This is a genomic window from Pseudomonas sp. 18058 (assembly GCF_902706155.1).
GTDB lineage: Bacteria > Pseudomonadota > Gammaproteobacteria > Pseudomonadales > Pseudomonadaceae > Aquipseudomonas > Aquipseudomonas rustica.
Genome location: NZ_CACSJY010000037.1, coordinates 1 through 13,026, shown reverse-complemented (window position 1 = coordinate 13,026; position 13,026 = coordinate 1). Strand labels below are relative to the sequence as shown.

Genomic DNA, 13,026 nt, shown 5'->3' with positions numbered 1-13,026 from the left:
CCGGATGACTGTGACCCTTGCTGTAACCACCCAGCTCCTATGACCCAAAAAAAGGATCGAACCATGACCTCCGTAGCTGATGCCGTAAAAGCAATGCAAGCCAAGTTCAACCCAGCCGCTGCTGCCGGTCTGGATCTGGTCTTCGGTTTCAACATCACTGACGAAGACAAGCAATACTCGTTGATCGTCAAAGACGGCACCTGCGACATCCAGGAAGGCGAAAACCCGGACGCCAACTGCACGCTGGTGCTGGACAGCGAAACCCTGAAAGGTATCGTCAGCGGCGAAACCGACGGCATGCAGGCTTTCATGGGCGGCAAGCTGCGCGTTGAAGGCGACATGATGCTGTCGATGAAACTGTCCGAACTGTTCCCTGCTTAATAGCAGCGTTCAGCGACACTAAAATCCCGCCCTTTGTGGCGGGATTTTTGCGTTCATGAGCCGGAGAAATGGTCAGTTCAGCGCCAGCTCTTCCAACAATCGAGTATCCAGGCCGAAACGCTCCTGCGAGATCATGCGGAACTGCCCTTCGGCCAACTCGCAGCTCACCAGCAAATTCCATGAGTGCCGGGTCGCCGCCGAGGGCACCAGCAAGAAAGGGTGTTCGGCGAGTAACGCATCGGCAAAATCTTGCTGATTCGGTGACGTCCGTGCTGGACTCATCCAATAGGGATTCGGCAATTCTTCCGGCTGGACGACCCGAACCAGGGCCTGATCGGATATCTCAAAGCACGTAAGGACATGGGGTTTTGTATCCAGACGATTAAAACTGCCGTGTGCCGCCACTTCGAGAATGGCCGTGGACGGATCGACTGACGCGTATACAACACGCCGTCCCGGACGGTTCCAGCGTCCCCCCTTACGCTCGGAGCCAATGCCACTGCTCCACGTGCATTTGTAGGCTTCCGGGTCGACACGCCAGGCAAACCAGCGATCATCCCAAGGCAACGGGTTCATTGATAAACCCCGTATTTTGTCCGGTGCAGGTAGGCGTCGACCACTTGATAACCGAAAGGATTCTCGACCAGTTCAATAGGCTTGTAGCCGTTGAGCCATTTGGTCGGCTTGCGCAACCATTCTTCGGCCTCCGCCTGACCGTCGAAGACCTCGGTGGCAACTTCCAGTACATGGGCATATTGAAAGGCAACCATGCTTTGTTGCTGGCTGAGCAGGAAGGGTTTGCTGTCTTTGAGCAAGCGCCGCACGGTTCGGATGGATTTGCCGGTGATCATCTGAACAAGCTCACCCTCCTGGTAAAGCTCAGAGGTGGCGATCAGATTGACGACGTCCTGCAGTTCGAAACCTTGCTGCGTGTACCGGATGATAAACATAGGGTCTTCACCCCACTCCCTGCCGCGCAAGAGTACGTCGACAGGTTTGCCTTCGACCCGCTTCAGCCCCGTAAACCGAAGCGGTTTAGCAGTGGACATCGCATTGGCCTCCGAGGGGCACCTGGCTCGAACATCGCGCCAAAAATAGCGAGGGTGATAACGCGCTGCGTCGTTTTCAACGTGTATGTTTTGCATAATCCATCCGTTGTCAGGGGCCCGAACGTCCGAGCCGTAAGCGACTTCAATGTCACGTTCGATGTTATAGAACAGGCGTCCGACGACCAACCTGAAACAGTTGTCGGAAATATCCCGGTATTTGCGAAAAACACTCCGGCATCCGTAGGACGTTACTGGCGGTCAATACGCACGCACGCCAGTAATCATCGGGAAACGTTGACCCTGATCAGATCAGTCCCCTCTTCCCCCGGGAGAGGGTTAGGGTGAGGGGCTTTTGCCCTTACAATACGCCGACCTCCCAAACCGGCCCGCCCATGGACATCGACCTCGCTCGCACCTTTCTCGAAATCGTCCGCCACGGCAGTCTCGCCGCCGCTGCGCAGAAGCTGTTCGTCACGCAAACAGCGATCACCGCCCGCGTGCAAAAACTCGAAAGCCAACTGGGCAGTACGCTGTTCGTGCGCAACCGCGCCGGGGCAAAACTGACGCCCAACGGCGAAGCGTTCGTGGTCTATGCCAATCAACTGGTGCAAACCTGGGAAGCCGCGCGTCGTGATCTGCCGCTGCCCGAAGGCCTGCACAACGTGTTGCACATCGGTGGCGAAGTCAGTCTGTGCAATCCGCTGATGCTCAGCTGGGCCGCCGAGTTGCGCGAGAAAATCCCCGGGCATGCCCTGCGCATGGAAATTCGCGACGGTGAAAACCTGCTGCGGCAGCTCGAACTCGGCGTTCTTGACGCCGCGCTGGTCTATCAGCCGGAATACTGGCCGGGACTGCAGGTCGAGCAAGTGCTGGAAGAGAAACTGATTCTGGTACGCGCACCCGAGCGTCCCGATCCCTACGTTTACATCGACTGGGGGCCGGATTTCCGTCGTCAGCACGACGCCGCCCTGCCTGAAAAAGCCAAAGCTGCGCTGAGCTTCAACCTCGGCCCCCTGGCCCTGCAATACATCCTCGAACACGGCGGCAGCGGCTATTTCCGCACCCGCGTGGTGCGCACGTATCTGGAAAGCGGCGCGTTGGAAGCGGTGACCAAAGCCCCGGAATTCAGCTACCCGACGTATCTGGTGTATTCGCGAGATCGCGACTCGGCGACGTTGCAACAGGCCTTCGACCTGCTGCGCGAGGTGATCCACACCGATGACGACTGGTCGCAACGCTGGAACCCACTGAGCTGATCCAGCCGTTTTACACCGAAGCATGGCGCATGTGACCTCAAGGTTCGGCCTGCACAAATGGCCGGATCGGCTACGCTGCCGGGTATAACAACGATACCCGCAGGTGAACGCAGTGAGGCAGACCACCGAGGCATTTCGCAGCCGCTACCGTGCGGCCATTCATCCGCGCTACAACCCGTGGCTGCACGGGGTTTTCGTGCTGCTGTTCGGCGTGCTGGCCATCGCCGGGTTCTGGGGCACCGTGCAGCAAGTGCGGCCGCTGGAATGGCTCACCGTGCCGTTGAGCCTGTTGCTGTTCAACTTCGGCGTGTACATGGTTCATCGCCATCTCGGCCACCATAAAAAAGCCTTCGCGAAAATGTTTTACGCCCGGCATGCCGGTGATCATCACAGCTTTTTCACCCCCGGCCACATGACCTATGACAGCGCCCGCGACTGGCGGGTGATTCTGTTTCCTGCGTGGCTGATCGTCATTCACACGCTGCTGATCACCCTGCCGCTGTGGTGGCTGATCGCGCAGGTGAACGCCAATGTCGCCGGGCTCTTCGCCGGGTGCATGGTGCTCGGTTACCTGACTTACGAAGTGTTCCACGCCTGCGAACACCTGCCGCCAAACAACCCGCTGACACGCTTGCCGTGGATCCGGCAGATGCGCCGTTTGCACGAACTGCATCATCGTCGCGAACGCATGCAGGAACGTAATTTCAATATCGTTTTCCCGCTGATGGACTACCTGTTCGGCACCCTTTACTGGGAGTCGGAACCCGCCCCTTTGAGCTATTCAAAAATGCCCATGACCCGCCTGCAGCACCAGATCGATATCGCCGGCGAGCCGATTGCCGTGCTCGCCTACGCCGCCAGCGTCAACCGCTGGCCGGAGTGGCATCCGTCGTCGCTGAAGATTGACGGCGCACACGGCCCGCTGCATGCCGGCTCGCGTTTCGAAGAGGATATTCATGCCGGAGGTCGCGCAGGGCATTTGCGCTGGGAAGTCACCGAATACCTGCCGGGCCGCCGCTGGTGCGCGCGGGCTCAAGGTGATCATGGCTTGTCGTTGCTGCTGACGTATGAGTGCGCGGCCGAAGGTAACGGCACGCGGTTTGTGCGCACGCTGGATTATCGCTTTGAAGGTTTGGGCATGCGCATCGCCAATCACCTGCTGCTCAAACGCCGGATTGATCGCGAATCGGCGGCGTCGATGTTGGCCTTGCGCGACATGGCTGCTCAGCACTTGGCTTCGGCGAGGGCCAGCGCGTGAAGGTGCGGCACGTTGTGTTGTTACTGCTCGTCATCGTCATCGGATATTTACTGCTGATGCCGACCAAAATTGAACCGGTCGCCTGGTCGCCGCAGCCCGCGCCATCGCTGAAAGAAGGCCCCTACGCCGAGAACCAGAAACTCAACGGCGCAGCGCAAGTCGGGCCGAGCGATATCGAAGGCCCGGAGGCGCTGCTGCTGGAGGAGGATTTCCTGATCACCGGCCTGCATGACGGCCGACTGATCCGCACCAGCCTCGATGGCACGCAGCGCCAAGTGCTGGCCGATACCGGCGGGCGTCCGTTGGGATTGGCCCGGCATCCGAACGGCATGCTGGTCATTGCCGACGGGGTCAAAGGCTTGCTGTCGCTGGATGCGCAAGGGCAATTGATCCCGCTGACCACCGCCGCCAATGGCTTGGCCTTCGGTTTCACCGATGATGTGGCGATCGATGCGCCCGGGCATTTTGCCTATTTCAGCGATGCGAGCAGCCGTTGGGGTTACGGCCATGACGGCGAGGCGATCATCGAGCACGGCGGCGACGGGCGTTTGCTGCGCTATGACTTTCAGACCGGAAAGACCAGCGTGTTGCTGGACAAACTGGAGTTCGCCAACGGCGTGACCCTCGGCCCGGACGACGCCTATGTACTGGTCAATGAAACCGGGGCTTATCGCATCAGCCGCTATTGGCTGACCGGGCCGAAAGCCGGCACTCACGACCTGTTTATCGACAATCTTCCGGGGCTGCCGGACAACCTCGCGTTCAATGGCCGTGACCGGTTTTGGGTGGCGCTGTATGCGCCGCGCAATACGCTGCTGGACGCCACGGCGGGGCATCCGTTCCTGCGCAAGATGATCGTGCGGGCGTTGAAGCTGGTGCCGGCGCCAGTGGACAAACGCGGGTTTGTGCTGGGGCTGGATCTGGACGGCAAGGTGATTGCCAATTTGCAGGATGCCAGCGATGGCAATTATTCGCCGATTACCACGGTTAGGGAGTATGGGCAGTGGTTGTATTTTGGGTCGTTGAAGGCGACGCATATGGCGCGGATGTCGTTGGATGCGGCCCTTAAGTGAATCTGGTGGATTGATGTTGAATTGAACGACGCCTTCGCGGGCAAGCCTTGCTCCTACAGTTGAAATGCAATCATCTGTAGGAGCAAGGCTTGCCCGCGAAGGCGTCAGTCAGTTACTGGATTTATCGAATTTTTCGGGATCTTCGTCTTCCGGCAAATCCTCATCCGGCTCTTCCGGATTAGCCGTCGTGTGCGCCGGGCTATTCGGCTCAGGATGCGTCGGAACCGGGTCAAAAGCGCCCTGCTCTTCACTGGGGAATTTGGGATCGTTCATAAGGCACCTCGCAAAGAGTCGATGATTGAAGACTCTGAACATTCGAGGTGCCGGTCGGGGCTGTCGTTCCAGTCAATCCGCAACCGATGGTCGACGGATCAACCCGCCTTCAGGATCGCGCCTGCAATTGCTCGACAATCTTGTCTTTGACCTGCAAGCGTTTCTCTTTGAGTTTTTTCAGCGTGTCATCGCTGGGCGCATCCGAGGTCGCCGTCTCGGCCTTGACTACATCGGCGTCTGCCTGGGAATACTTGTTGATCAGTGCGTCCAGATGTGGATCCGCGGTGCGTTTTTGCTGGATCTCTTCCTTCGTAAGCTTCAAATCCTGTAACAAGTCATGAGTCACCGGCATGGAACACCTCCGTCAATTGATCGGCTGGCCCGCGCGACCGATTGCGCTGGCCAGTTATCAGAATGGCCTCGGTTGGGGCGTTCTGTCGACCACCTGTCAGACCAGCGGTGCCCGTTCGTCGCCCTGTCGCAAATGCGATAAAACCTTTAAACGCCGCGCTGCCTCCATTGAGTATCACCAACAAAAACCTGCGTGGAGATACACCAATGGACGGATTCAACTTGCGTCATCTGTTTTTGGCTGTCGCTTTGAGCACCGGTATGGGCAGCGCTTTCGCTGCGACTGACAATGATTTCGTCGATAATGCCGCTGCCGGTGGTATCGCTGAAATCGAAGCGAGTCGCCTGGCCTTGGAAAAGAGCTCATCGGCCGATATCAAAGCGTTTGCCAACATGATGATCACTGACCATGGCAAGGCTAACGATGAGCTGGCGAGTATTGCCAAGGCCAACGATATCGAGGTGCCGGATACCACGACGCTGGTCAAACAGGCCAAGGAAAAAATCCTCGACATGCGTGATGAGTCGTTTGATGCGGCCTACGCCAACAATCAGGTGAAGGCGCACGAAGAGACCATTGAGCTGTTCAAGAAACAGGCGAATACCGTGACGGATGACAAGGTCAAGGGCGCGACTGAATTGAAAGCGTTTGCGCAGAAAATGTTGCCGGGGTTGGAGAAACATCTGGCGGCGGCGAAAGAGCTGCAGGCCAAGCATCCTAGTAAGTAAAGGCTTTACCCTCACCCCAGCCCTCTCCCGGAGGGAGAGGGGGCCGACCGAGTTGAATGTTCGAGGTACGTCGACCTGAAAGGTCTGCATCGAACTCATGATCCAGACGCTAACTCAGGTTGAAGTATCGAAATCCAGAGTCGAACTCTGATTTGGAACAACACAAAGATCGGCTCCCTTCCCCCTCTACCCCTTGGGGGAGAGGGCTGGGGTGAGGGGGATCGATCCAGACAACACCACCGTATCCAAGCGAATAAAAAAGCCGCATCCAGAAGATGCGGCTTCATCATTTACGGCCAACCTCAACCCCCATCCGTATCAATATCCGCATCCGTCTCCTCCCCGGGCTCCGCACGATCCGGCTTAGGCTCAAACCCCGGGCTGAACTCGTTGTCGTTGTCCGTATGCGTGTTCTTCTGATCCACCGCCGGATCGGCGCTTTGCGCCTGGCCGTCCTCACCCTGCTGCTGCGTCGGCGCAGGCTGCCCCGGCACTTGCGGATCGATCGCCGGATCGTTACGGTTGATTGGTTCGGAGGATTGATTCTGTTGCGGATTGGTTTGCTCGTTCATAATCACCTCGTTCGTCAAAGCAAGCGCGACTGAAACCAGCCGGGCCTTGAAGATTCGAAGCCTGCACCACGTCAACGTTCAAAACATCTCCACTCCCCGTCACGCCGACTAGAGTTACCGGGGCGTTCGTTGCGCCAGATCAAAAATATCCTGGCGGGATCGAACAACTATTTAGAACGGCAAATGTCGATGTCTTCGCGCCGATCAATTTTTATCGAATCGGCCCCAAATTCGTTACGGAGCAACAGGCACATGGCAGCACTGCAGAACAGCACACTCGATGCGATGAAAAACAAGCAAACGCAACTGCTGAGCGAATGGATCAACGGCCTGCAAGCCAGCGGTTCCACACGCAATCTGAAAGAACACGACCTGCAGCAACAAACCTCCGAATTTCTGCAACTGGTGGTCAGCGGTCTCGAGAACGACAACGGCACCAACATCGCCACGCCGGGCTGGGAAGCCACGCGCCAGTTCCTCGAAAAGCTGTCGCACAGTCGCGCCCTGCTCGGCCAGGATTCGCAGCAAACCGCCAGCTTCATCTTCGCCCTCAAAGGCCCGCTGTTTAACCTGCTGCAAGCTCACTACAAAGAACAACCGGCGCTGCTCGCCGAACAACTCTGGGAAATCTCCGAGCTGCTCGACGCGTTCGGCATGCACACCATCCGCACCTTCCAGAAATCCCGTGAAGCGGTGATCAAGCGTCAGCAGGAAGAACTGCTGGAACTGTCGACCCCGGTGGTCAAGCTGTGGGACGGCGTTTTGGCGCTGCCGATGATCGGCACCCTCGATTCGCAACGCACGCAAGTGGTGATGGAATCGCTGCTGCAACGCATCGTCGACACCGGCTCGGAAATCGCCATCATCGACATCACCGGCGTGCCAACCGTCGACACCCTGGTTGCGCAACACCTGCTGAAAACCGTCACCGCGATTCGTCTGATGGGCGCTGACTGCATCATCAGCGGCGTACGTCCGCAAATCGCGCAAACCATCGTCCACCTTGGTCTCGACCTGCAAGGCGTGGTCACCAAAGCCAACCTGGCAGACGCGTTGAAACTGGCCCTGACCCGTCTGGGTATCAGCCTCGTCAAGACGGCTTAAGCATGGAACGTATCCCGATTCTTCAGATGGGCGACTTTTTGCTGGTGACCATTCAGGTCGACATGCATGACCAACTCGCCCTCACCCTGCAGGACGATTTGTCCGAACGCATAAGCAAAACCTCGGCGCGCGGGGTATTGATCGACATTTCGGCGCTGGACATGGTCGACTCGTTCATCGGCCGGATGATCGGCACGATTTCCGGCCTGTCGAAAATCATGGACGCCGAAACCGTGTTGGTCGGCATGCAGCCGGCCGTCGCGATCACCCTGGTTGAACTCGGCATGACCTTGCCCGGCGTGAGCACCGCGCTGAACGTCGAGCGAGGGATGAAACTGCTGCGAGAACGAGTATTGCAACAATGACCGTGCGCAGTAGCGGTACTCAACCGATCCATATCGAGCAAGACGTGGTACTCGCGCGTCAGACCGCGCGCAAGCTCGCCACCGAGTGCGGCATGCGCCTGATCGACCTGACCAAAATGGTCACGGCGGTCAGCGAACTGGCGCGCAACACCATGGTTTACGGTGGCGGCGGCGACATGGACTGGCAGATTCTCGACGAGGATCACAAGGTCGGTCTGCGCCTGACGTTTCGCGATGAAGGCCCCGGCATTCCCGACTTGAAACTGGCGATGACCGATGGCTGGACCTCCGGCAGCGGCATGGGGCTGGGCCTGACCGGCGCTAAACGACTGGTAGAAGAGTTCGAACTCGACACCGAGCCTGGCAAAGGCACTCGAATAACGATTACCCGATGGACATGAATATCCGCTCCAGCCTGACCCAGGTGCTGCCGATCGAGGACAGCAGCCAGATCGGCTACGCACGGCGTACCGCGCAGCAATTGGCCGAACGGCATGGCTTTGATGAACGCGATGCGGGGCGTGTCGCACTGGTGGCGACAGAGTTGGCCAGCAACATACTCAAGCACGCCAGCCACGGTGAAATGCACTTGCGGGTGTTGCCGCGCCCTAATGGTTTTGGCATCGAAATGCTCGCCGTGGATCGCGCCCAGGGTTTTGATCTGGAGGCTTGTCTGGCCGACGGCTTCTCCACCGGCGGCACCCAAGGCATCGGTCTCGGCTCGATTTCGCGCCAGGCCGAAGTGTTTGATGTGTACGCCGATAACCGTGGCGCCGTGCTGTTGGCGCGACTGTATCCGCGCGCTGACCGGGCGCCCGACATTCGCTTCGGTGTCAGCCAGCACTCGCTGCACAACGATCCCGCGTGTGGCGACGTCTGGCACCTGGCCTATGAGGACGGCAACATCAGTGCGTTGATCATCGACGGTCTGGGCCATGGCGAAGAAGCCGAACGCGCCGGCCTTGCAGGCGCCGAAACCTTTGCCCTGACGCCGTTCGCCGAACCGGTCATGCTGATGGAGGACATGCATCGCGACATGATCGGCAGCCGGGGCGGCGCTGTCGCGTTTACCCAGTTCAACGCGCACCGCGACAGTCTGACTTTTGCCGGCGTCGGCAACATTGGCGCCAGCCTGATCACCGCCGATAAATCCCGCGGGCTGGCCTCGCACCCAGGCATTGTTGGCGTGCAATACCGGAAAGCCCGACCCTTTGACTATGCTCACGTGAACGGACATCTATTGATCATGTACAGCGACGGCTTGCAGTCCCGTTGGAACCTTCAAGACTACCCCGGCCTGGTGCACCGCCATCCCGCCGTGATAGCCAGCGTCCTGCACCGCGACTTCTGTCGCGGGCGCGACGATGTAACGGTGCTGGTCGTTGCCCTGGAGGCCGCCCATGGCTGAGTCGCCGATTCTCAACAGCGCCGAACAGGCCGCGCTGATTGCGCAATTGCAGAGCGAAACCGCGGCCCTGCGCGAAGAGCTCGATGAAACCAACCAAGGCGTGCTGGCCCTGTACGCCGAACTCGATATTCAGGCTGAGGAGCTGCGCCAGGCCTCGGACTTGAAGAGCCGTTTTCTGTCGTACATGAGCCACGAGTTCCGCACGCCGCTGGGCTCGATCCTGAGCATCAACAGCCTGCTCGCCGATGAACTCGACGGCCCGCTCAGCCCTGAGCAGCACAAACAAGTCGCGTTCGTCAGCACTGCCGCTCGCGAGCTCAGCGACATGGTCGATGACTTGCTCGATCTGGCGAAAATCGAGGCCGGGCGCATCACTATTTCGCCGGCGTGGTTCGACATGTTCGACCTGTTCTCGGCACTGCGCGGGATGTTCCGGCCGATTGTCGATGCCTCCGCCGTCGATCTGATCTTCGAAGAACCGGTCGGCCTGCCACGGCTGTACACCGATGACAAGAAACTCGCGCAGATCCTGCGCAACTTCATTTCCAACTCGCTGAAGTTCACCACGCGTGGCGAAGTGCGGGTGTCGGCGCGGCTGGAAGGAATCGACAAAGTACGTTTTGCCGTCAGCGACACCGGTATTGGTATCGCTGCCGAGCTGCATGGCGCATTGTTCGAGGACTTTTCCCAGGTCGACTCGCCGTTGCAGAAACGTCTGCGCGGCACCGGGCTGGGCCTGTCGCTGTGTAAACGCTTCGCGGCCCTGCTGGGCGGTGAAGTCGGACTGGAAAGCACGCCGGGGGTCGGTTCGACCTTCTTCGTGATCATTCCGCTGGCGATCGCTCTGGAGAACGTCGATGAAACGTGACATCCGCCTGTTGATCGTCGACGACAACGTCGCCACCCGCTACGCCCTGCGCCGGCGTCTGGAACGCCACGACTACCAAGTGCTGGAGGCCGGCACCGGGACTGACGGGCTGGCGTTGATCGAGAGCGAACCGCTGGATGCGCTGATCCTCGACGTCAACCTGCCGGACATGAGCGGTTTCGACATCGTGCGCATCTTGCGTGCCGATGCGCGCACCGCGTTGCTGCCAGTGATCCACGTGTCCGCCGCCTCGATCCAGACCGGCGACATCATCACCGGTCTCGATGCTGGCGCCGATGCTTACTTGATTCACCCGGTCGACCCGGACGTGTTGCTCGCGACCCTGCGCACACTGCTGCGAGTGCGCGACACCGAAAACGCCCTGCGTGAGAGCGAGGCGCGGTTCCGCGAAATTTTCGCCAACGTCTCGGCGCCGATTGCGGTGCTTGATGCGCATTTGAAAGTGCATGAATGTAATCACGCCTTCGCCCAACTGATTCTCGACAATCAGGATCCGCAAACCCTGCGCGAATGCTTCGCCGACGATCAAAGCGCAATCCTCAACGAACTGCGCCTGCGCCTGGTCGATGGCGAGCGCTGGAAAGGCACGCTGAACATGCGCGTGCTCGGTGAGCTTCGCGAGACTGAATGGCAGATTTCGCCGTACCGCACGCCGGAGCTGAGCCTGGTGTTCGTCGAAGACGTCACCGAACACCGTCATCGCGAACGCTCGCACCTGGCGCGACTGGATGACACCACCACGCAACTGGCCAAGGAAGTTGCCGAACGCGCGCGCGCCGAATCGCAACTGCTGCAAGTGCAGAAAATGGATGCGCTGGGCAAACTCACCGGCGGCATCGCCCACGACTTCAACAACCTGCTGACCGGCATCATCACCAGCCTGGAATTGATTCAGAAACGCGTGGCTGACGATCGACCGGAAAAGGTGCAGTTCTACGCCAAAGCGGCACTCAGCTCGGCAATGAGCGCCGCCGCCCTCACCCATCGCTTGCTGGCCTTCGCCCGTCAGCAACCGCTGGACACGCGGCCGGTGGACATCAACGAGCATGTGCGTTCGCTGGAAGAACTGCTGACCCGCACCATCGGCGAACGCATCAACCTCAAGCTTGAGCTGACCAGCAAACCGGCGATTGCGCTGGTCGACCCGGTGCAACTGGAAAGTGCGGTGCTCAATCTGGTGATCAACGCCCGCGATGCGCTGCCGTCGGGCGGTAATGTCTGGGTCAACACTTACGCCGCTTATTCACATGGCGATCCGAATCTGGCCGATGGCGCTTACGTCGCCCTGTCGGTGCGTGATGACGGCACGGGCATTGAGCACAACGTGATCGACAAGGTCTTCGATCCGTTCTTCACCACCAAACCGCTGGGACAGGGCACGGGGTTGGGGTTGTCGACGATTTACGGTTTCGCCCGCCAGTCCGGCGGCGATGCACACATTCGCAGCGTGGCGCGACGCGGTACCGAAGTGACAATCATGTTGCCGGCGACCAGCGATCCGACCGGTGCTGACATTCCGGCGCCGGTGGTCGATCCGCAGGGCACCGGTGAGCATGTGCTGATCGTCGAGGACATGCCGTCAGTGCGGATGTTTGTCACTGAAGTGCTGGAGGATGCCGGTTATCGCTGCACGCAGGCGGCGGATATCGAAACGGCGCTGGAGCGATTGCAGAACGATGCGTCGATCAATCTGCTGCTGACTGATGTCGGGTTGCCGCGCATGAGCGGGCGGGAACTGGCGGACGTAGCGCGGGGTTGGCGTGAGGGTTTGCCGATCCTGTTCATGACCGGGTATGCGGAAACGGCGATCAATCGGCAGGTGTTTCTCGGGACAGGCATGGACATGCTGGTCAAACCATTCCAGATCAGCGAACTGCTCGACAAAGTCCGCCGCACCCTCGACGGCGCCTGAGTAGCTGAGTTTACGGCCTTAACACCAACCAATGTGGGAGCGGGCTTGCTCGCGAAAGCGGCTTTTCAGTCGATATCTGAATTGACTGATCCACCGCATTCGCGAGCAAGCCCGCTCCCACAGTTGTTTTGTGTGGACAGATATTCCGCATACAACGCCATAACCTGTGGGAGATCAGCGAACTGCTCGACAAAGTCCGCCGCACCCTCGACGGCGCCTGAGTAGCTGAGTGCTCACAGACTTTCACACATCAAATGTGGGAGATTCTATGGTTGCGAACAACGTTTTTTAGGCAGTTTTGCTGACGTATGCTTTCTCGCTCTTCAGCAGCGCGTATGCAATACGCGCGAGTTTACGTGACAAAATCACCAGCGCTTCAGTGGTGGCCTTGCCCTTGTTTCGATGA

The 13,026-nt window shown here is 59.1% G+C and carries 16 protein-coding genes and 1 pseudogene; 11 read left to right on the top strand and 6 right to left on the bottom strand.

What is annotated here, in order from left to right:
- Positions 1 to 63 precede the first annotated feature (63 nt).
- Complete coding sequence (locus GVL50_RS19325; RefSeq protein WP_053120860.1) at positions 64 to 381, top strand: SCP2 sterol-binding domain-containing protein; 318 nt, start codon at positions 64 to 66, stop codon at positions 379 to 381.
- 72 nt (positions 382 to 453) lie between these two features.
- On the opposite strand, the gene GVL50_RS19320 is transcribed toward GVL50_RS19325, so the two are convergent.
- Positions 454 to 957 (bottom strand): RES family NAD+ phosphorylase, encoded by a 504-nt coding sequence (locus tag GVL50_RS19320; protein ID WP_053120862.1) that lies wholly within the window; start codon positions 955 to 957, stop codon positions 454 to 456.
- Positions 954 to 1,430 carry an antitoxin Xre/MbcA/ParS toxin-binding domain-containing protein gene (locus GVL50_RS19315; protein WP_053120865.1) on the bottom strand — a complete coding sequence of 159 codons (477 nt, stop codon included), beginning with the start codon at positions 1,428 to 1,430 and terminating at the stop codon, positions 954 to 956. Before GVL50_RS19315 ends, GVL50_RS19320 begins: the two co-directional genes overlap by 4 nt.
- Before the next feature lie 392 nt (positions 1,431 to 1,822).
- Here GVL50_RS19315 and GVL50_RS19310 point away from each other — a divergent pair, with 392 nt between their 5' ends.
- The 3 genes from GVL50_RS19310 (at position 1,823) to GVL50_RS19300 (ending at position 5,017) form a co-directional block, all read left to right on the top strand.
- Complete coding sequence (locus GVL50_RS19310) at positions 1,823 to 2,686, top strand: LysR family transcriptional regulator (protein WP_053120866.1); 864 nt, start codon at positions 1,823 to 1,825, stop codon at positions 2,684 to 2,686.
- A gap of 112 nt (positions 2,687 to 2,798) precedes the next feature.
- Positions 2,799 to 3,944 carry an SRPBCC family protein gene (locus GVL50_RS19305; protein ID WP_159814767.1) on the top strand — a complete coding sequence of 382 codons (1,146 nt, stop codon included), beginning with the start codon at positions 2,799 to 2,801 and terminating at the stop codon, positions 3,942 to 3,944.
- Positions 3,945 to 4,000: 56 nt separating this feature from the next.
- Positions 4,001 to 5,017, top strand: a complete 1,017-nt coding sequence (locus tag GVL50_RS19300) for an SMP-30/gluconolactonase/LRE family protein (protein WP_371926018.1) — start codon at positions 4,001 to 4,003, stop codon at positions 5,015 to 5,017.
- A 108-nt stretch (positions 5,018 to 5,125) separates the two neighbouring features.
- Here GVL50_RS19300 and GVL50_RS28780 read toward each other — a convergent pair whose 3' ends face one another.
- Together GVL50_RS28780 and GVL50_RS19295 are read right to left on the bottom strand one after the other, a co-directional pair.
- Complete coding sequence (locus tag GVL50_RS28780) at positions 5,126 to 5,290, bottom strand: hypothetical protein (RefSeq protein WP_172680115.1); 165 nt, start codon at positions 5,288 to 5,290, stop codon at positions 5,126 to 5,128.
- 109 nt (positions 5,291 to 5,399) lie between these two features.
- Positions 5,400 to 5,642 carry a YdcH family protein gene (locus GVL50_RS19295; RefSeq protein WP_053120870.1) on the bottom strand — a complete coding sequence of 81 codons (243 nt, stop codon included), beginning with the start codon at positions 5,640 to 5,642 and terminating at the stop codon, positions 5,400 to 5,402.
- A 206-nt stretch (positions 5,643 to 5,848) separates the two neighbouring features.
- On the opposite strand from GVL50_RS19295, the gene GVL50_RS19290 reads away from it, so the two are divergent.
- Positions 5,849 to 6,370 carry a DUF4142 domain-containing protein gene (locus GVL50_RS19290; protein ID WP_053120872.1) on the top strand — a complete coding sequence of 174 codons (522 nt, stop codon included), beginning with the start codon at positions 5,849 to 5,851 and terminating at the stop codon, positions 6,368 to 6,370.
- Positions 6,371 to 6,672: 302 nt separating this feature from the next.
- On the opposite strand, the gene GVL50_RS19285 is transcribed toward GVL50_RS19290, so the two are convergent.
- Entirely contained in the window at positions 6,673 to 6,942 is a 270-nt protein-coding gene (locus GVL50_RS19285; protein WP_159814765.1) for a hypothetical protein, read from the bottom strand.
- Between the two features lie 252 nt (positions 6,943 to 7,194).
- On the opposite strand from GVL50_RS19285, the gene GVL50_RS19280 reads away from it, so the two are divergent.
- From GVL50_RS19280 to GVL50_RS19255, 6 genes are read left to right on the top strand one after another with little or no spacing between them, the layout of a single operon-like run.
- The gene (locus GVL50_RS19280) at positions 7,195 to 8,046 is read left to right on the top strand and encodes an STAS domain-containing protein (RefSeq protein WP_053120876.1); all 852 of its coding nucleotides are present in this window, start codon (positions 7,195 to 7,197) and stop codon (positions 8,044 to 8,046) included.
- Positions 8,047 to 8,048: 2 nt separating this feature from the next.
- Positions 8,049 to 8,411: an STAS domain-containing protein gene (locus GVL50_RS19275; RefSeq protein WP_034155679.1), complete on the top strand. Its 363-nt coding sequence runs from the start codon at positions 8,049 to 8,051 to the stop codon at positions 8,409 to 8,411.
- Positions 8,408 to 8,812, top strand: coding sequence for an anti-sigma regulatory factor (locus GVL50_RS19270; RefSeq protein ID WP_008084828.1), 405 nt, complete (start codon positions 8,408 to 8,410; stop codon positions 8,810 to 8,812). The genes GVL50_RS19275 and GVL50_RS19270 overlap by 4 nt, the downstream gene beginning before the upstream one ends.
- On the top strand, positions 8,809 to 9,819 hold the full coding sequence (locus tag GVL50_RS19265; protein WP_159814787.1) for an ATP-binding protein: 1,011 nt from the start codon (positions 8,809 to 8,811) through the stop codon (positions 9,817 to 9,819). The genes GVL50_RS19270 and GVL50_RS19265 overlap by 4 nt, the downstream gene beginning before the upstream one ends.
- Positions 9,812 to 10,687 (top strand): sensor histidine kinase KdpD, encoded by an 876-nt coding sequence (locus GVL50_RS19260; protein ID WP_053120878.1) that lies wholly within the window; start codon positions 9,812 to 9,814, stop codon positions 10,685 to 10,687. The genes GVL50_RS19265 and GVL50_RS19260 overlap by 8 nt, the downstream gene beginning before the upstream one ends.
- Positions 10,677 to 12,620, top strand: coding sequence for a response regulator (locus tag GVL50_RS19255; RefSeq protein WP_159814764.1), 1,944 nt, complete (start codon positions 10,677 to 10,679; stop codon positions 12,618 to 12,620). Before GVL50_RS19260 ends, GVL50_RS19255 begins: the two co-directional genes overlap by 11 nt.
- A gap of 288 nt (positions 12,621 to 12,908) precedes the next feature.
- Here GVL50_RS19255 and GVL50_RS29075 read toward each other — a convergent pair.
- Positions 12,909 to 13,026 (bottom strand): annotated as a pseudogene (locus GVL50_RS29075) (IS110 family transposase); the annotation flags it as partial.